Source organism: Pseudarthrobacter sp. NamE5, from assembly GCF_005796225.1.
Taxonomy (GTDB): Bacteria; Actinomycetota; Actinomycetes; order Actinomycetales; family Micrococcaceae; genus Arthrobacter.
In genome coordinates, this window is sequence record NZ_VAHO01000015.1 from 58,297 (window position 1) to 74,225 (window position 15,929).

Here is a 15,929-nt window from a genome sequence, read left to right on the forward strand (position 1 = left end):
GGGCTTCAGTCTAGGGATGACTGCTTGCGGCCCTGGTTACTCGCGCCCTTCCGACACCCAGTTGGGATCCGCCGAGCGGGAGCCGACGACGGCGTCCGAGGCCCGGGCAAGGGCGTCCAGTTGCGCCGGGGCCAGGTCCAGGGCCAGTGCGCCCAAGTTCTCGTCGATCCGGTGCCTCTTGCGGGTGCCGGGGATGGGAATCACCGGCAGGCCGAGCCGCCTGCCTTGGGCGAGCAGCCAGGCCAGGGCAACCTGGGCGGGCGTCGCGTCCAGTTCGTCAGCCACGGACTGGACGGTGTCCACCACTGCCTGGTTGGCGCTGGCCGCGTCCGGGGCGAAGCGGGGGATACGGCGCCGGAAGTCCTTCTCGCCCAGGCTTGAGGCGTCGACGGTGCCGGTGAGGAATCCCCGGCCCAGCGGCGAATACGGCACAAAACCCACCCCCAGGGCGGCGGCGGCAGGAACAACGTTGCGTTCCACGTCGCGGCTCCAGATGGACCATTCACTCTGGACCGCCGCGATGGGGTGGACGGCGGAGGCTTCTTCCAGCTCCTGGGCGGTCACTTCTGACAATCCCAGGTGCCTGACCTTGCCCTGCTGCACAAGCTCCGCCATGGCCTCCACGGTTTCCACAATCGGAACGCGGAGGTCACGGCGGTGCATGTAGTAGAGGTCGATCTCGTCCGTGCCCAACCGCCGCAGGCTCCGGTCCACGGCATGCCGGATGTAGCCGGCATCGCCCCGGATGTCTGTGTAGCCGTCCGCGGGTGTGCCCACCAGCCCGAACTTGGTGGCCAGCTGCACCTCGTCCCGCCGCTCCTTCAGCAGCCGCGCGATCAGTTCCTCGTTGCTGCCCCCGCCGTAGATATCCGCCGTGTCAATGAAGCTGACGCCGGAGTCGACGGCATGGTGCAGCGTCCTGAGCGCATCCTCCGGATCCACGTCCCCATAGACCGGGGTGAGTGCCTTGCCGCCGAAGCCGAGCGGGCTGACGTTGAGGTTGTCGCCGAGGTTCACGGTTGCTGCCATCGGTTCTCCTGTTTCGGGGTCAACAATTCTTCGGGGCCGGGCTAGTGCCACGGGATAACGCGGTCTGCTGCAGGCCTTGTTGCCTGGATCAGCACGGCGTTGGCCTCGTCCGGGCCGTTTGCCCAGGCCTCCGCGGCCGCCCGGTCCATGCCGAACGAGACGTGCCGGTCAACCAGCCGGCTGAGCCGCAGATCCTGCGGTGTATCCACGAACCACACCTCGTCCAGCTGTGCCCGGATATCCTTCCAGGGTTCCTGCTCCATCAGCAGGTAGTTGCCCTCGGTGATCACCAGCGGAACCTCCGCGGGGACGGCGATCGACGCGGCCACCGGCTCGTCAAGGGTCCGGCGGAATTCCGGGGCGTACACCACAGGCTCATCCCGGCGCACCAGACGGCGGAGCAGCGAAAGGTATCCGCCGGCGTCGAACGTGTCCATCGCTCCCTTGCGCTGCCGCAAGGGCGTCCCGTCGATGATCGCGTTGCCCAGGTGGAAGCCGTCCATCGGCACCACCACGGCCTGTCCAGGGCCGAACTGCTGCCGGATCCGATCCGCGAAGGTTGACTTGCCCGAGCCGGGCGCCCCGGCAATGCCCAGGATGACCCGTGCCCCGGGCACCAGCCGCCGACGCAGGGCGTCTAACGCTTCAGCTGTCTCGGGGGAGTCCATGCCAAAAGCCTAGACCGAGTGTCCGTGCATCCGCTGCGTCTCCCCACCCTTGGCTTTGAAAGGCAGCGTTCGACGGCGTTTTGCCGGAACACGCCGTCGGCGCTCCCTAACGGCGGGGAGACTCAGCGGTGTCCGGCTCCTTGCCTCCGGGCAGGGCCTTCAACCCGGCAGCGCAGCCTACGATCCCGGCGATGAACAGCAGTTTCAGCACGCTGAAGGGTTCCACGCCGGTGGCCATCGCCCAGGCGACCGTGAGCGCGGCGCCGATTCCCACCCAAACCGCATATGCCGTGCCCAGTGGGATGTGCCTGATGGCCATGCCCAGGCCCAGCATGCTCAGGGTGGCCGTGACGGCGAAAACAAGGGTGGGCAACGGCCTGCTGAAACCGTCGGACAGGCCCAGGGCCGTGGCCCACACGGCCTCCAGTACCGCCGAGGCCAGCAGGACCAGCCACGGAATCGAACGGCGGAACATCACGCCACCACCTTCAAGCCAACCACGCACGCGGCGATGCCGGACAGCAGCAGGAGGCGTGCCGCCGTCGGACGCTCCACCTTGGTGACGATGGCGTAAGCGGATGTCAGCACCACGCCCACGCCCACCCAGACAGCGTAGGCAGTGCCGGTGGGAATGGACTGCATGGCGACGGCCAGGCCGCCGGTACTGGCAGCCACCGAGACCAGGAACAGGGCGGCGGGGGCGATCCGCCGGCGGCCCGAGGCCTGGGACGCGCGGTGCAGCGCTGCCGCCCAGACGGCTTCGAGGGCGCCGGAGAGTATGAGTATCAGCCACGACACGGGGAGTCCTTTGGCCAGTCTTGTCGTGTGCCGGGTACTGAACCGTCGTCCGGAGGCCCGGGTGCTGGGCCTTGTTTCCAGCGTAGCAACGGCCGACGGCGGCGGGCCACTCTGGTGCCCAACCTCACCACCGGGGAGGTCTTAGAGGGCGCCGCCTGCTGCCTCGGGGGCGGCGCTGTCCCGGCCGCCGTCGCCGATGGTTTCCCGGGCAATGAAGTTCTCGATATCGAACAGGTTGTCCGCCCGTTCTGCAATGTTCAGCAGTGTAGTCATGGAAGCCACTTCCTCCACCTGCTCCTTGAGGAACCAGAGCATGAACTGCTCGCCCAGTGCATCATTCTCGCCGCGGGCTGCCCGGAACAGGTCCTCGATGTTGCGGGTGACGTCCTTTTCCTGCTGCAGGGCAAGGGCCAGCGGCTCGGTAACGGAAGCGAAGTCGTTGCGGACCGCGGGAACGCCGGGGATGGTGAAAGGTATGTCCCGGTCCAGCATGTACTGCACCATCATCATTGCGTGGTTCCGTTCCTCCACTGACTGCCGGTAGAAGTACTTTGCCAGCTGGGGGAGGTCCTGGTTGGCGAACCAGGTGGCCACGGCAACGTACTGCTGTGAGGCCGTGAACTCATTGCCGATCTGCGTGGACAGGAGCGCGTTGAACGATGAAGTGGTCATAGCCCGAGTCTAGGGAGGGTCCTGTTGCGGGGCCAGAGTGGGAAGCCTTGCTTTGCATAGGTGAGGCTGTCCTGGTTCCCGCCTGGCTTGGCTCTCAGCCTGCCCGCTGTGCCAGCAGCTGTTCGATGCGCTCCGGGGCGTAGAGGCTTTCCTCCACCAGCTTGCACAGCCCAATGGCGGTGGCGGTCCGGCTGTCCGCCGGAACAATTTCCAGATCCACCAGGGAAGGTTCAAAAGCGTCACTGAGGATCTGCTGCCGGCACGCGGACAGGAACTCCGGCAGGACGCCCACCAGGCCCCCGACCGCGATGCGGCCGGGATTGAGGGTTCCCACCGTCGCCGCGAGTGTCCGCCCCAGTACCCGTCCCGCCTCTGCCACCGCTGCTCTCAGTACCGGGTCGCTGCCATAGCCATCGGTGAGCTGCCGCAGCGTCCCGTAGTGCGCAAACCTTGGGTCGGCCAGCAGGGCCCGCCCGGACGCCACCGCCGCAAGGCAGCCGTCCCGGCCGCAGCGGCAACGCCGGCCGGCGGCCTCCGGGATGCGCACATGCCCGATGTCGCCGGCGGCACCGTGCGCACCCCGGACCAGCGCGCCGCGGACGATGATGCCGGACCCCACGCCGGTGCTGACCTTCACCGCCACAATGGACTCGAGCGGGTCCAGTACCTCCCCGACCGCCATGGAGCGGGCATCGTTTTCCAGCAGGACCGGGCAGTCGAGCTTGGCCTCCATCACCTCCTGCAGGCGCTGCAGGTCCCAGTGGGCAAGGACAGTGCGTTCGAGTCCCAGCCGGTGGAGGGGATCCACCGGTGCAGGAAGTCCCACTCCTGCCCCCACCGGCTGTTCTCCATCCAGCAGCCGGAGGGCATCGGCGATGACGTTGCTGATCACAATCTCCTGGGGCTGCTTGATGTCAATCGGCAAGCGGGTGGAGGCCAATATCTTGCGGCCCAGGGACAGGAGATGGATCCCCGCATGGGTGTGTCCGATCTCGATGCCGAGCACCAGTTTCTTGCGGTCATCGAAGCGAAGGGCGCGGGGCGGCCTGCCGCGCTGGGAACGCAGTGGGATCGATTCGTACACCAGGCCGGCCGCGAACAGGGCGTCCAGCCGCTCGTACAGCGTGGACCGTGCCATGCCTGTGATCTCCAGCAGGGCAGAGCGGCTGTATCCCTCTGCACTCGAGCGGAGCAACTGAAGAAGGTGTCCCGCGCTGGTCGCCAGTCCCACGGGAGGCTGGCCCGACCCCCCGACCAGCGTTCGCTGCTGGTTCATGCTGTCCCCCCTCTCGGCCGGAACGGGCAATCCTGCTGCCCGTCATTGACGTGGTCTGGATCACACAATTATGATCGACCATCAGACAAAAATACTATCTGCCCTCGCAGCAGGAGGCTCCAATGTCCGATCTTGCTTACAATGACGTCAGCCGGCGGGCCTTGCTGAAGGGTGGACTGCTGGCCCTGGCCACCGGACCCGTGCTCGCAGCCTGCGGCGTCAATACCAGCGGCAGCGGAGGTGAAGGCTCGGTCAACTTCCTGTCCACCCAGTTTTCTCCGGTCGAGGAACGCCAGAAGTACGAGTCAACGCTTAAGAAGTTCGCCGGGGACATCCAGGTGGCCTACAACCCCGTGGACACCGGCGTCTTCAACACCACCTTGAAGTCCCAGCTTGCCGCCGGAAAGGTGGAGGTGGGCATCGCCGGCGGCCTCCACAGCGACCTGGTTCCCTTCGCCTCGCAGTTTGAGGACCTCAGTTCCGTCACCAGTGACCTCTCCTCCGCCGGTTACTCGGAGGACCTGCTGGAACTGGCCAAGCTCGGCACGGATACACCGCGGTATATCCCATGGATCCAGGCCACCTACGTGGTGGCGGTGAACAAGAAGGCCCTAGACTGGCTGCCCTCGGGAGCGGATGTCAACAACCTCACCTACGACCAGTACCTGGCCTGGGCGCAGGCGGCCAAGGCAGCGAACGGGGGACGTCCCGTCTTTGGGATTCCCGCCGGTCCGAAGGGCCTCCATCACCGCTTCTACCAGGGCTTCCTCCTTCCCAGCTTCACCGGCGGGCAGATCACCACGTTCCGCAACGCGGATGCTGTCACCGCCTGGACGTACATGCGCGACCTGTGGGCCAACACGAACCCGGCCTCCGCCAATTACGACTTCATGCAGGAGCCGCTGGGCAACGGAGAGGTCCTGGTGGCGTGGGACCACGTGGCACGCCTTATCAACGCAGTCCAAAACAAGCCGGACGACTGGCTGATGGTACCGGCCCCGTCCGGGCCGAGGGGCAAGGGCTACCTGCTCATCGTCGGCGGGATGGCCGTGCCGCAGGGCTCTCCGGAGAAGGACAAGGCGTTTGCGCTGATCAAGGCACTGTCCAGGCCGGAAGCCCAGATCGAGACGCTGAAGTCCAACGCCTTCTTCCCCACCGTGAAAACGGAGATCGGAGGCGACCTGCCGGGCGGCATCGCCCTGGAGGCAAAGGCAGTCAAGGCGCAGCAGGAAGCCGGGGACGCAATCCTTGCCCTCCCGCCCGTTGGCCTGGGCGACAAGGATCCGCAGGTTTCACAGCTGTTCAAGAATTGCTTCCAGGAGATCTGCCTGAACAATGCAGACGTCAAGGCCACACTGGACCGGCAGGGTGCGGAGCTTGCCAGCATCATGGACACGCTCAACGTGCCGTGCTGGGCTCCGGACCCCGACGCTGACCAGTGCAAGGTAGCGTGATGGCTGCCCCCGACGCCCCCGCAGCCGCACGGCCCCAGCCCCGGCCGGCCGGTCCGCGGGGCCGCCCGCCCAGGAAGAAGGGCACCTCGGCGGCAATGCTGCTGATTGCCCCGTCCATCGTCTTCATGACCCTGCTCTTCGGCTGGCCCATGGTGAGCGGCATCCTGCAGGCGTTCGGCGGCCCGGAAGGGCTGACGACGGCGAACTTCACCCGCATGACACAGGACCCCTACTTCTGGTCATCCGTCGGCAACACACTGCTGCTGATCGTGGTGATGATTCCCATCCAGTTCGTCCTGGCACTGGCCATGGCCCTGCTGATCCGGGCCAAGCCGAAAGGGTCCTCGGCCTACTTCTACATCTGGGCCATCCCGCTCGCAGTGAGCGACCTCGCAGCCGGCCTGGTCTGGCTGACCGTCTTCACGGACCGGGGCTACCTCAACTCGCTGCTGGCGTCCTTTGGGCTTGAACCCGTCTCCTGGCTGGCCTACGACAACTACGCCTCGATGTTCATGGCAGTGCTGATTGCGGAGGTCTGGCGTGCCACGTCGCTCGTCTTCGTGATTGTGGTGGCCGGGCTGCAGTCCATCCCCAAGGATTATGAGGAGGCGGCCGGCGTCTTCGGCGCGGGCTTCTGGGACCGGCTCTGGCACGTGACCCTGCCGCTGCTGCGTCCCAGCCTGCAGACAGCCCTGATCCTCAGGACCATCCTCGCCTTCCAGACCTTCGCCGTGGCGCTTGCCCTTACCGGGCAGAACTTCCCACTGGTGGTCGGCGAGACGTACCGCTGGTACACCGGCCTGCAGGACGCCAACGTCGCTTCCGCCCTCGCCCTGGTGGTCATGACGGTGTCCATGATCACGGCGATCGGCTACCTCAAGCTCCTGAAAGACCAGTCGGAGGCCCCGCGATGAGCCACACGAAAACCACCGAGACCACAACCCAAGCGGCCCGGCAGCAGCCGGAGGTGGACCGCAGGCCGCTGGCCAGGCAGCGCCGCAACCGGATGCTGCTCCAGGCGGCCTGCATCGTGATCACGCTCTTCATGGCGCTACCGATCTACCTGATCGCACTGTCCGCCACCTCCAGCAGGGCGGCACTGCAGGAATTCCCGCTGAGCTTCATCCCGGACAACTTCTCGCTCGAAACCATGGAAACGTTCCTGCAGTCCACCGGCATCCTGGGGGGCCTGATCAACTCCGTCCAAGTAGGCATTTTCACCCTCCTGCTGTCATTGATCATCGGAGTTCCGGCAGGATACGCCGTTGCGCGTTTCGCCTTTCCGGGCAGGGACCCTTACCAGCTCTTCCTCCTGTTCACCCGTGCCCTGCCCATCGTGGTGCTTTCGGTGCCGCTGGCGCAGCTCTTCCTGCAAACGGGACTGTACGACAGCGTCATCGCCGTCGTGCTGCTCCATACCGCACTGGCGCTGCCCACCACCATCCTGATCACGTCCTCGGTGTTCCTGGGCGTGCCCCGCGACGTCGAGGAAGCGGCCCGGATCTTTGGCTGCAGCCCCGTGCAGGCCTTCCTCAAGGTGGTCATGCCCATGGCCATCCCGGGCATCGCCGCGGCGTCGATCTTCACCTTCGTCATGTCCTGGAACGAAGTCCTGGGCGCGTCGATCCTTACCCTGAACCAGCGCACCCTGCCAGCCCAGGTCCTGACTTCCCTCGCAGAATCACCGCTGGCCTACCGGTTCGCCGGCGGCTTCCTGCTGGTGGTTCCGGCACTGGTCTTCATCTTCTTCATGCGCCGCTACCTCACCAACATGTGGGGCTCCACCATCCGCTGACTGCTTTTCCAGAGAGGCTGTAGTCCCATGGCTGACATTTCCATCAAGGGCCTTCACAAGACCTACCCCGGCAGCACCGAGCTGGCCACGAACAACGTCTCTCTCGAGGTTGCAGAGGGCGAGTTCATGGTGCTGCTCGGGCCCTCGGGCTGCGGGAAAACCACCCTGCTGCGCATGGTGGCCGGACTGGACTTCCCGGACGAGGGAAGCATCTCCATCGGGGGCAGGGATGTGACCTACCTGCCGCCGCAGGACCGGAACCTGTCCATGGTGTTCCAGTCCTACGCCGTCTTCCCGCACCGGAAGGTACGCACCAACATCGGCTTCGGCCTGGTGATGAAGAAGGTTCCCCGGGACGAGATCGAGCGGAAGGTCGCCTGGGCAGCGGACCTGCTGCAACTGACCCCGTACCTTGACCGCTACCCCGCGCAGCTTTCCGGCGGGCAGCGGCAGCGCGTCGCCGTCGCGAGGGCCATCGTCATGGACGCTGATGTGCTGCTCATGGACGAGCCGCTGTCCAACCTCGACGCCCTTCTGCGCCTGGACTTCCGCGCGGAGCTGAAGAAGATTGTCCAGCAGCTGGGCTCTACCACCCTTTACGTCACCCATGACCAGGTTGAGGCAATGAGCCTGTCCGACCGGGTCGCGGTGATGAAGAAGGGGCAGATCGCGCAGCTGGGGCATCCCATCACGGTGTATGAGGAGCCGGCGGACCGGTTCGTGGGAGGATTCATCGGCTCCCCGCCAATGAACTTCCTGGAAGGCCGCGTCACGCAGCAGGGTGCCCTGGAAGTCGCCGGGCAAAGCACGGATGCCCCCGAATTCCTGGCCCACACGGCGCGGACCGGCGGCCTCCCTGTAATGGTCGGCATCCGGGCCGAGAACATCTACCTTGAGCAGCGGGGAATACCGGGGACGCTGGACGCCACGGTGGAGGTGGTGGAGCCCCTCGGCCACGCCACCCTGCTGACAGTGGACCTCGGCGGGCAAACCATTAAGGTGCAGGTTGCTTCCACCGTGCGTGTCTCTTCAGGAGAGAGGGTCGGCCTGAGGTTTGACCAGTCCGCCATTCGGTTCTTTGACACGGAGACCCAGCTGGGGCTCACCGCATGAGCCTGCCGGCAGAAGGGGACAGTTATCCCATCCAGGACCTGGCGGAGCTGGGCCGCCGTGCCAGGGACGTGTTGGGTGCCAACGACCTCGGCACCATGGTGACGGCCGCGCCCAACCTTTACCCGCACATGTGGAGCTGGGACGCCGCCTTCGTTGCCGCCGGGCTGTCAACAATGAGCGTGGCCCGTGCCATCCAGGAACTGGACTACCTGCTGGCCGCGCAGTGGACCAGCGGCATGATCCCGCACATCGTCTTCTCCGACGTCCCCGGCTACTTTCCCGACGTTGATCGCTGGGGGACACGCGGTGCCTCACCGGAGGGCCTGGAGTCCAGCGGCATCTGTCAGCCCCCGGTGCACGCCACGATGCTGCGCCGCATTGTGGAACGGGCGACGGCGGCGGGAGGCGAGGATGCCAGGCTCGCCGAAGATTTCGCCCGCCGGTCCCTGCCGCAGTGGGTGGACTGGCACGCCTGGCTCCGCAACTGCCGCGGCGGAGACAGCTCGGGCTTGCTGACGATTTACCACGGCTGGGAATCGGGGATGGACAATTCACCCCGCTTCGACGGCCCGTACTCCAGGGTGAAGTCCGGAGAGATGGAGCCGTTTGTCCGCACTGATACCCTCAAGGTCACCGACCACAGCCAGCGGCCCAGCGACGAGGAGTACAGGCGTTACCTGTGGCTGGTGCAGCAGATGGCGGACGTGGGCTTTGATGACGCCCGACTGCCCGGGGTGATGGCCTTCCAGGTAAAGGACGTGTTCATGTCCGCCATTTTCGCCGCCGCGAATGAGGACCTTGCCGTGTTGGCAGAGCAATTCGGCCTGCCGGAGGAGGCACTCCGGTTGCGGCAGTGGGCCAGGGAATTCCGCGACGGCGTTGACAGGAGCGTGGACGGGCAGACAGGGCTCGCGCGGGACCGCGATGTGCTCACCGGGGAATGGATCGGGCTGCCCACCATGGCCGGGTTCGCGCCCCTCATCTCCACCGCGGACCAGGCACTCCTGGAACGGCAGCTGGAAATCTTCGAGGGGCCGGACTGGACCGGCGATCCGCGCCTGGCCTTTCCCCTTCCTGCCTCCACCTCCACCACCTATGAGGGCCTTAAGCCGCGGCAGTACTGGCGCGGACCGGTCTGGCCGGTGATGAACTGGTACCTGGCCCACTGCCTGCGGAGGCGCGGTGACGACAAGCGCTACCGCCAGTTGCGTGAAGCGTCCCTGGCCCAGCTGATGGAGGGCCACTTCGCGGAGTACTACGAGCCGTTCACCGGCGAGCCGCTCGGAAGCATGGACCAGTCATGGACAGCCGCTGTTGCCCTGGAATGGCTTACCGACAACCCTGAGAACGGATGACCGGTGGCGGAGCCAGGGCGGGGAATTGCGGCTTCCCGGCAACCGGTGCGGCTCCTCGTGGCAGGTGCCGGAGCGAGGGGCGCGGCCTATGCCCGGCTTGCCGCCGCCACCGGCCAGGCCACCATCGCGGGTATTGCCGAGCCGCGGCGGACCCTCCGTGAGAACCTGGCCGCTGAACTCCACGTGCCCCCGGCCGGCGTCTTCGAGGACTGGCAATCGATGCTGGCAGCGCGGCCTTCCGCGGATGCCGTCATCATTGCCACCCCGGACCGCGAGCATGAGGGGCCCTTTGAGGCGGCGGCCATGCTGGGCTATCCGATCCTCCTGGAGAAGCCCGTGGCCGTCCACCCGGCCGGGTGCGCAGCGCTGGCACAGCTTGCCCGGGACACGGGAGTCAGCGCTACGGTCTGCCATGTCCTGCGCTACACACCGCTGACCGCCCTGCTGCGGCAGCTCCTGGCCGAGGGTGCGGTGGGCCGGATCATCTCCGTCCAGCACCTGGAACCGGTGGGTTTCTGGCATTTCGCGCACTCCTATGTCCGGGGAAACTGGCGCCGGGAGGAGGACTCAAGTCCGTTCCTGCTCGCCAAGTGCACCCACGACGTCGACTGGCTCTCTTTCATCATCGGCAGCCAGCCCGTGCGGGTGTCATCCTTCGGCCAACTGGCCCACTTCCGCCCTGAAGGTGCACCGGAGGGCGCCGCCCCCCGCTGCATCGACTGCCCTGCGGAACCGCAGTGCCCGTACTCCGCCGTCAGGATCTATGGGGCCGGCCGCCCGGAAAACGGTGCCGCAGCGGATCCCGCCAGGGCGCACTTCAGCGAAGTGGTGGATCCCGGCGGCACCGCGGAATCGTTGCTGCAGGCGCTGGCAACCGGGCCTTACGGCCGCTGCGTTTACTCCTCGGACAACGACGTGGTGGACCACCAGGTGGTGAACCTCGAATACGGTAACGGCGTAACCGCCGCCTTCACTGCGACGGCATTTACCGCTGCAGGCCCGCGCCGGACCAGGATCTTTGGCAGCCGCGGGGAAATCTCGGTGGAGGCGGGAGCCATCTCCGTCTACGACTTCCTGACGGGAGAAACCGCCGTTCACACTGTTCCCGCCGCCGTCCCCCTGGTACGAGGCGAACGCCATGAGGGCGGCGACAGGGGGCTGGTAGGGGCGTGGGTGGCGGCACTGGCCAGCGGGGACTGGTCGGGCGTGGTGTCCGGGCTGGAGGAGTCCCTGGTCAGCCACGCTGCCGTTTTCGCTGCCGAGGAGGCACGCCACCATGGGACGGTGGCGGCAGTGGACCAGTTCAGCCCTGTGCAGTGACCTGGCTGATGGACACCACAGCAAGGAACCCCCGGCCCAGGACCTGCGGCGAAGCACTGTCGGAGCCCACCACCGCGTCATAGCGGTCCAGGGGCACAGGCTCGGTTGTTTCGTCAGCAGCTGTGGCCTGGCCCTGCAGCAGCACGCCGAGCTGCCCGTCGAAGAGAGGGTGGGCGCGTTTCTTCGAGATCTCCACGATGGACGTGTAGCCCTTGAAGGCACCGCTCCGGGTGATGACGTTGAGGTTCCGAACGTCACCGGTGGGCAGTTTTGCGGATGTGGCGGCGCCGCCCGGGAACCGGAATGGCCGGTACTTCTCCATGGCCTGCTCGGCGCCGTCCACGGTGAGCAGCAGGAGTTCGCCCTCCACCACGGTAAGGACCCGCTCCATGCCCGGAAACGGCGAGAAGTCCCCGGCTTTGGTGACATCTGCGATGCTGACCCGCCAGTCCCAGCCGCCGTAACGGTCTCCGGAATTGGCTGACCCCGAAGCGGAATGGCTGGCAAGCTGCCGCGTCACTCCGCCCCCATTGCGCCAGGGTTCGGGCTTGAGACTGGCAAAGCGGATGATCTCCATGTGCCCAGCCTAGTTGCCCTGCCTCGCACCCCGTCTCGGCAGCTTCCATTCCCGCCTGCTACTCTCCTGCGGGGGGACAACACGAAAACAGCCTGAAGGAGCCGGGAATGTTCGTCAAAGTGTGTGGTCTCAGCACGCCGGAATCTGTACGCGCAGCAGTGGATGCCGGGGCGGACGCGGTGGGTTTCGTCCTTACTGCCAGTGCCCGGGTGGTCTCGCCGTCACAGGCCGCTACCCTGCGGGCCGAGGTGCCGGCCGGGGTTTCCCCCGTCGGGGTCTTCCGGGATGAGCCGGTGGCCGACGCCGTTGCCATCGCCCGCGCTGCCGGACTGGAATGGATCCAGCTTCACGGTCAGCGCTCCCGCGAAGATGTTGCCACCGTGCACGACGCCGGCATGAAGTTGATCAGGGCCGTCACCATTGATGCCGCGCCCGAGGAGCTGGAGGACTGGGGAGAGGACCTGCTCCTGATTGATGCCGCCGTCCCCGGATCGGGCCAGTCGTGGGACTACGCCTCGGTGGCGGCACTCCCTGTCCTCAAGGGGCGGCACTGGCTGCTGGCCGGCGGACTGGATCCGGACAACGTGGAACAGGCTTCCGCCGCGGCACATGCCTGGGGTGTGGACGTTTCCTCCGGAGTGGAGGCATCCCGGGGGGTCAAGGACCTGGCTGCAATCAGCGCCTTCGTTCGCGCCGCGAAAGGCTGAATCCCCGGCAGGGGGCTGCCACAGCCCGGCGGTTCAGTGATAAATCAGGGGAGTCCCCAGCTTTTTCGCCGTGGCCCAGGGGCACAATGGATGGATGAAGGCACTGCTCAACATCATCTGGCTGGTTTTCGGCGGGCTCTGGCTCGCGCTGGGCTACTTCGTGGCCGGGGTCATCTGCTGCCTGCTGGTCATCACCATCCCCTGGGGCATCGCGTCGTTCCGGATCGCTGCCTACACCCTCTGGCCGTTTGGCCGCACTGTGGTGGACAAGCCCGGCGGCACCGGCGTCTTCCCCCTGCTCGGCAACGTGATCTGGCTGCTGGTGGCCGGCATCTGGATCGCCATCGGCCATGTGGTCACAGCCTTCGCCATGGCAGTCACCATCATTGGCATTCCGCTGGCAATCGCCAACCTGAAGCTCATTCCGGTGTCCCTGATGCCGCTGGGCAAGCAGATCGTGCCCACCAGCCAGCCGTTCGTCACCTCCTACCGGTAGGCGGAGCGCCAGGCCGGGGGACTTCCAGACTGGGTCAGCCGGCCATTTCGTCCGGCCGCAGGGCCCGCAGCACGCAGAACTCATTGCCGTCCGGATCCGCCATCACCACCCAGTTCACTTCCGCGCCCTGGCCCACGTCCACCCGTTTGGCGCCCAGGCTTTCCAGCCGTGCCACTTCTGCATCCCTGTCCGCGGGCCGAAGATCAAGGTGCAGCCGGTTCTTGGCCTCCTTGCGCTCAGGTACTTTGAGGAACAGCAGATCCGGCGCCACGCCGTCTTCCGGGCTGCCCGCCCGCGGCTCCAGGACGATCTCGTCGTCCTCCTCGTGGGTCCGCCGCCAGCCCAAAGCTTTCTCCCAGAAGGCGGCAGGGATGCGGGGATCGGTGGAGTCGATGCAGAGGGCCTGGATGCGCAAGGTCATCCGAGAAGTGTTGCACCGGCGCCCGCGGACGTAAAGGCCCAGCTCAGCGGCTTGGAAGGCCCAGTTCGGCGCGCAGGTTCCGCCGCGCAGGCTCCAGCCACAGCATCCGGGCGCGGCCGCCGTGGAACAGCGGGTCCAGTTCCAGCAGGCGGCGTACGACGGCGGCACGTCCCGCAGCGAAGTCAGCGTCACCGACGTGCGCATAATCCTGGCGGACGTCAGCCACGTAGCGTGCATATTCGTCCGGTTCGCCGCCGAGAACGGAAAGGTCAGCGTCGCAAAGGAGGGCGCCGGCGTCGTCCCCCGGCTCCGGGCGGTGGTCCCGCGTCAGCAGGACAAGCCTGCTGACCTCGGCAGCCTCCACTGACGGCAGTCCGGCGGCCTGGAGGCGGTCCTTGGCGAGCAGGGCAGACTCTTCCTCGTCCTGCCCCGGCACGCCACGGTAGACGGCGTCGTGGAACCAGGCGGCCAGCAGCACCGTGCGCGGCGGGTCGGCCGGCTCGGTAAGCAGGTCCAGCGATTCGAGTATGGACAGCAGATGCGTGCAGCCGTGGTAGTGGCGGTGCGGCTCGCTCCAGCGGTCCAGCAGGTCCAGGAAAAGCGCGTCGTGGCCGGGCATGATGGCGTCCCACCGGTTCCGCAGGGGCACTTTGAGTGCTTTGTTCCGCTGGCGGGCGGGAATGCGCAGGCCGCTGGCGATCAGCTTGCGGACCAGGATGCGGGCTTCCACGGGGACGGCGCCCGCTGCCACCAGGTCATCGAAGCGGCGTTCCGGGACGTCGTAATGGTCGCCGTCGAACGCCCGCTCCGGAACGCCGGCCGCCGCCGCGAACTCATGCAGCTCCGCCAGCGACTCGTCCGAGACCAGATGGGAAAAGTGCGTTCCGTGGGCAGGCCAAAGGGGCGGGTCGATGTAGATGGCCATGGAGGAAGTCTAATCCGGCCTGGTGCGGCCGGATCGGCTCCTGCCGGCCAGTCATAATCCGAATATGAGCTCCCTTACCCGAATTTTTTCCGCATCTGCGCCTTATGCTGTGGAAATGACGATTATTCGCGTTTCGGAAGCCGCCCGTTTCCTGGGTGTCAGCGATGACACCGTGCGCCGCTGGACGGACAACGGTTCGCTGACCCCCTTGCGGGACGACGCCGGCCGGCTGGCGGTGGACGGCCTTGAACTGGCCCAACACGCGCAGAAACTCGCGCAGCTGCCGGATGATCCACACCGCACCGGCAGTTCGGCCCGCAACCGGTTCGTCGGCCTGGTCACGGGCATCACTGCGGACAAGGTGATGGCCCAAGTGGAACTTCAGTGCGGACCCTTCCGCGTGGTGTCCCTGATGAGCAGCGAAGCCGTCCGCGATCTTGGACTGGAGCTGGGCTCGGTGGCCACTGCCGTGGTCAAAGCAACCACGGTGATCGTCGAAACGCCCCAGGGGAAGGGCGCAGCTTGATGAGGGCAACCAGAACCTCAGCTGCACTGGCCGCGGTGCTCATGGCCGGGCTCCTCGCCGGGTGCGCCGGCAGCGGCGCAGCGGGCAACGCAGCAAACAGCGAGGACCAGGAAAGGCTCACTGTTTTCGCCGCAGCATCCCTGAAAGGGAGCTTCACGGAGCTTGCGGAACGGTTCGAACAGGAGAACCCCGGTACCAGCGTCGCCCTCAGCTTTGCCGGCTCCTCGGACCTGGCCACCCAGATCAGTCAGGGTGCTCCCGCTGACGTTTTTGCCTCGGCGGACACGCGGAACATGGGAAAGCTGCAGGATGCGGGCCTGGTGCAGGGCGAGCCCCGTGCCTTCGCCACCAACACCCTCGCCATCGCGGTTCCCACGGGAAACCCGGCAGGCATCAGTTCCTTCAGGGACTTGGCCGCCAGCGGCATAAAACTCGTGGCGTGCGCCAGGCAGGTGCCCTGTGGGGCAGCAGCCGCCACCGTGGCAGAACAAAGTGGAATAAAGTTCAGCCCCGTCAGCGAGGAAAACTCGGTGACCGACGTCCTGGGCAAGGTCGTCTCTGGAGAGGCCGACGCCGGGCTGGTCTACGTCACGGACATCCGCTCGGCCGGCGGCAAGGTGGAAAGCATCGCCTTCCCGGAGGCGGCCGGCGCAGTCAACACCTACCCCATCGCGGCCTTGGCCGGCAGCAGGAACCAGGCCGCGGCCGCCAGGTTCGTGGACCTGGTCACCGGCCCCGAGGGCCGGGAAGTCCTGGCGGCCGCCGGCTTTGGGCCAGGCGAATGACGCGGACGGAAT

General features: G+C 66.5%; 19 protein-coding genes and 1 riboswitch. Of the genes, 10 read left to right on the top strand and 9 right to left on the bottom strand.

Annotated elements, in window-relative coordinates; translation table 11 throughout:
- Positions 1–36: 36 nt before the first annotated feature.
- The 6 genes from FDW84_RS15910 to FDW84_RS15935 all read right to left on the bottom strand — a co-directional run bounded on the left by FDW84_RS15910 (position 37) and on the right by FDW84_RS15935 (position 4,443).
- The gene (locus FDW84_RS15910) at positions 37–1,029 is read right to left on the bottom strand and encodes an aldo/keto reductase (RefSeq protein ID WP_138610479.1); all 993 of its coding nucleotides are present in this window, start codon (positions 1,027–1,029) and stop codon (positions 37–39) included.
- A 41-nt stretch (positions 1,030–1,070) separates the two neighbouring features.
- Positions 1,071–1,697: a nucleoside/nucleotide kinase family protein gene (locus FDW84_RS15915; RefSeq protein WP_138610480.1), complete on the bottom strand. Its 627-nt coding sequence runs from the start codon at positions 1,695–1,697 to the stop codon at positions 1,071–1,073.
- 106 nt (positions 1,698–1,803) lie between these two features.
- On the bottom strand, positions 1,804–2,172 hold the full coding sequence (locus FDW84_RS15920; RefSeq protein ID WP_138610534.1) for a DMT family transporter: 369 nt from the start codon (positions 2,170–2,172) through the stop codon (positions 1,804–1,806).
- On the bottom strand, positions 2,172–2,495 hold the full coding sequence (locus FDW84_RS15925; RefSeq protein WP_138610481.1) for a DMT family transporter: 324 nt from the start codon (positions 2,493–2,495) through the stop codon (positions 2,172–2,174). Before FDW84_RS15925 ends, FDW84_RS15920 begins: the two co-directional genes overlap by 1 nt.
- A 9-nt stretch (positions 2,496–2,504) precedes the next feature.
- A riboswitch (guanidine-III (ykkC-III) riboswitch) is annotated at positions 2,505–2,570 on the bottom strand.
- 66 nt (positions 2,571–2,636) lie between these two features.
- Entirely contained in the window at positions 2,637–3,167 is a 531-nt protein-coding gene (locus tag FDW84_RS15930) for a ferritin (protein ID WP_138610482.1), read from the bottom strand.
- A gap of 94 nt (positions 3,168–3,261) precedes the next feature.
- The gene (locus FDW84_RS15935) at positions 3,262–4,443 is read right to left on the bottom strand and encodes an ROK family transcriptional regulator (RefSeq protein WP_138610483.1); all 1,182 of its coding nucleotides are present in this window, start codon (positions 4,441–4,443) and stop codon (positions 3,262–3,264) included.
- Between the two features lie 122 nt (positions 4,444–4,565).
- Here FDW84_RS15935 and FDW84_RS15940 point away from each other — a divergent pair, with 122 nt between their 5' ends.
- Genes FDW84_RS15940 through FDW84_RS15965 form a run of 6 tightly spaced genes read left to right on the top strand, consistent with a single transcriptional unit; the run spans position 4,566 to position 11,480 of the window.
- Positions 4,566–5,897, top strand: a complete 1,332-nt coding sequence (locus FDW84_RS15940) for an ABC transporter substrate-binding protein (protein ID WP_138610484.1) — start codon at positions 4,566–4,568, stop codon at positions 5,895–5,897.
- Complete coding sequence (locus tag FDW84_RS15945; RefSeq protein ID WP_205754754.1) at positions 5,897–6,811, top strand: carbohydrate ABC transporter permease; 915 nt, start codon at positions 5,897–5,899, stop codon at positions 6,809–6,811. The genes FDW84_RS15940 and FDW84_RS15945 overlap by 1 nt, the downstream gene beginning before the upstream one ends.
- Positions 6,808–7,692 carry a carbohydrate ABC transporter permease gene (locus tag FDW84_RS15950; protein WP_138610485.1) on the top strand — a complete coding sequence of 295 codons (885 nt, stop codon included), beginning with the start codon at positions 6,808–6,810 and terminating at the stop codon, positions 7,690–7,692. The genes FDW84_RS15945 and FDW84_RS15950 overlap by 4 nt, the downstream gene beginning before the upstream one ends.
- A gap of 27 nt (positions 7,693–7,719) precedes the next feature.
- Entirely contained in the window at positions 7,720–8,805 is a 1,086-nt protein-coding gene (locus tag FDW84_RS15955) for an ABC transporter ATP-binding protein (protein WP_138610486.1), read from the top strand.
- On the top strand, positions 8,802–10,160 hold the full coding sequence (locus tag FDW84_RS15960; RefSeq protein WP_138610487.1) for a glucosylglycerate hydrolase: 1,359 nt from the start codon (positions 8,802–8,804) through the stop codon (positions 10,158–10,160). The genes FDW84_RS15955 and FDW84_RS15960 overlap by 4 nt, the downstream gene beginning before the upstream one ends.
- Positions 10,161–10,163: 3 nt before the next feature.
- The gene (locus tag FDW84_RS15965) at positions 10,164–11,480 is read left to right on the top strand and encodes a Gfo/Idh/MocA family protein (RefSeq protein ID WP_240721559.1); all 1,317 of its coding nucleotides are present in this window, start codon (positions 10,164–10,166) and stop codon (positions 11,478–11,480) included.
- Here the strand turns inward: FDW84_RS15965 and FDW84_RS15970 are convergent.
- Positions 11,464–12,057 carry a HutD/Ves family protein gene (locus FDW84_RS15970; protein WP_138610488.1) on the bottom strand — a complete coding sequence of 198 codons (594 nt, stop codon included), beginning with the start codon at positions 12,055–12,057 and terminating at the stop codon, positions 11,464–11,466. The two genes, FDW84_RS15965 and FDW84_RS15970, sit on opposite strands and share 17 nt — an antisense overlap.
- A 107-nt stretch (positions 12,058–12,164) precedes the next feature.
- On the opposite strand from FDW84_RS15970, the gene FDW84_RS15975 reads away from it, so the two are divergent.
- Entirely contained in the window at positions 12,165–12,764 is a 600-nt protein-coding gene (locus FDW84_RS15975) for a phosphoribosylanthranilate isomerase (RefSeq protein ID WP_138610489.1), read from the top strand.
- A 94-nt stretch (positions 12,765–12,858) separates the two neighbouring features.
- Positions 12,859–13,260 (top strand): YccF domain-containing protein, encoded by a 402-nt coding sequence (locus FDW84_RS15980; RefSeq protein ID WP_138610490.1) that lies wholly within the window; start codon positions 12,859–12,861, stop codon positions 13,258–13,260.
- 34 nt (positions 13,261–13,294) lie between these two features.
- On the opposite strand, the gene FDW84_RS15985 is transcribed toward FDW84_RS15980, so the two are convergent.
- On the bottom strand, positions 13,295–13,681 hold the full coding sequence (locus FDW84_RS15985) for a VOC family protein (protein WP_138610491.1): 387 nt from the start codon (positions 13,679–13,681) through the stop codon (positions 13,295–13,297).
- A 43-nt stretch (positions 13,682–13,724) separates the two neighbouring features.
- Positions 13,725–14,606, bottom strand: a complete 882-nt coding sequence (locus FDW84_RS15990; RefSeq protein ID WP_138610492.1) for a DUF4031 domain-containing protein — start codon at positions 14,604–14,606, stop codon at positions 13,725–13,727.
- Positions 14,607–14,721: 115 nt separating this feature from the next.
- On the opposite strand from FDW84_RS15990, the gene FDW84_RS15995 reads away from it, so the two are divergent.
- The gene (locus FDW84_RS15995) at positions 14,722–15,132 is read left to right on the top strand and encodes a TOBE domain-containing protein (RefSeq protein ID WP_138610493.1); all 411 of its coding nucleotides are present in this window, start codon (positions 14,722–14,724) and stop codon (positions 15,130–15,132) included.
- Entirely contained in the window at positions 15,132–15,917 is a 786-nt protein-coding gene (gene modA / locus FDW84_RS16000) for a molybdate ABC transporter substrate-binding protein (RefSeq protein ID WP_138610494.1), read from the top strand. Before FDW84_RS15995 ends, modA begins: the two co-directional genes overlap by 1 nt.
- The last annotated feature ends 12 nt before the right edge of the window (positions 15,918–15,929 follow it).

Excerpts from the sequence above, each read along its gene's own strand:
- FDW84_RS15995 (WP_138610493.1), top strand. The coding sequence starts at position 14,722 with ATGACGATTATTCGCGTTTCGGAAGCCGCCCGTTTCCTGGGTGTCAGC.
- FDW84_RS15970 (WP_138610488.1), bottom strand. The coding sequence starts at position 12,057 with ATGGAGATCATCCGCTTTGCCAGTCTCAAGCCCGAACCCTGGCGCAAT.
- FDW84_RS15940 (WP_138610484.1), top strand. The coding sequence starts at position 4,566 with ATGTCCGATCTTGCTTACAATGACGTCAGCCGGCGGGCCTTGCTGAAG.
- FDW84_RS15935 (WP_138610483.1), bottom strand. The coding sequence starts at position 4,443 with ATGAACCAGCAGCGAACGCTGGTCGGGGGGTCGGGCCAGCCTCCCGTG.
- FDW84_RS15960 (WP_138610487.1), top strand. The coding sequence starts at position 8,802 with ATGAGCCTGCCGGCAGAAGGGGACAGTTATCCCATCCAGGACCTGGCG.
- FDW84_RS15945 (WP_205754754.1), top strand. The coding sequence starts at position 5,897 with ATGGCTGCCCCCGACGCCCCCGCAGCCGCACGGCCCCAGCCCCGGCCG.
- FDW84_RS15915 (WP_138610480.1), bottom strand. The coding sequence starts at position 1,697 with ATGGACTCCCCCGAGACAGCTGAAGCGTTAGACGCCCTGCGTCGGCGG.
- FDW84_RS15980 (WP_138610490.1), top strand. The coding sequence starts at position 12,859 with ATGAAGGCACTGCTCAACATCATCTGGCTGGTTTTCGGCGGGCTCTGG.
- FDW84_RS15975 (WP_138610489.1), top strand. The coding sequence starts at position 12,165 with ATGTTCGTCAAAGTGTGTGGTCTCAGCACGCCGGAATCTGTACGCGCA.
- FDW84_RS15950 (WP_138610485.1), top strand. The coding sequence starts at position 6,808 with ATGAGCCACACGAAAACCACCGAGACCACAACCCAAGCGGCCCGGCAG.
- modA (WP_138610494.1), top strand. The coding sequence starts at position 15,132 with ATGAGGGCAACCAGAACCTCAGCTGCACTGGCCGCGGTGCTCATGGCC.
- FDW84_RS15990 (WP_138610492.1), bottom strand. The coding sequence starts at position 14,606 with ATGGCCATCTACATCGACCCGCCCCTTTGGCCTGCCCACGGAACGCAC.
- FDW84_RS15955 (WP_138610486.1), top strand. The coding sequence starts at position 7,720 with ATGGCTGACATTTCCATCAAGGGCCTTCACAAGACCTACCCCGGCAGC.
- FDW84_RS15985 (WP_138610491.1), bottom strand. The coding sequence starts at position 13,681 with ATGACCTTGCGCATCCAGGCCCTCTGCATCGACTCCACCGATCCCCGC.
- FDW84_RS15910 (WP_138610479.1), bottom strand. The coding sequence starts at position 1,029 with ATGGCAGCAACCGTGAACCTCGGCGACAACCTCAACGTCAGCCCGCTC.
- FDW84_RS15930 (WP_138610482.1), bottom strand. The coding sequence starts at position 3,167 with ATGACCACTTCATCGTTCAACGCGCTCCTGTCCACGCAGATCGGCAAT.
- FDW84_RS15920 (WP_138610534.1), bottom strand. The coding sequence starts at position 2,172 with ATGTTCCGCCGTTCGATTCCGTGGCTGGTCCTGCTGGCCTCGGCGGTA.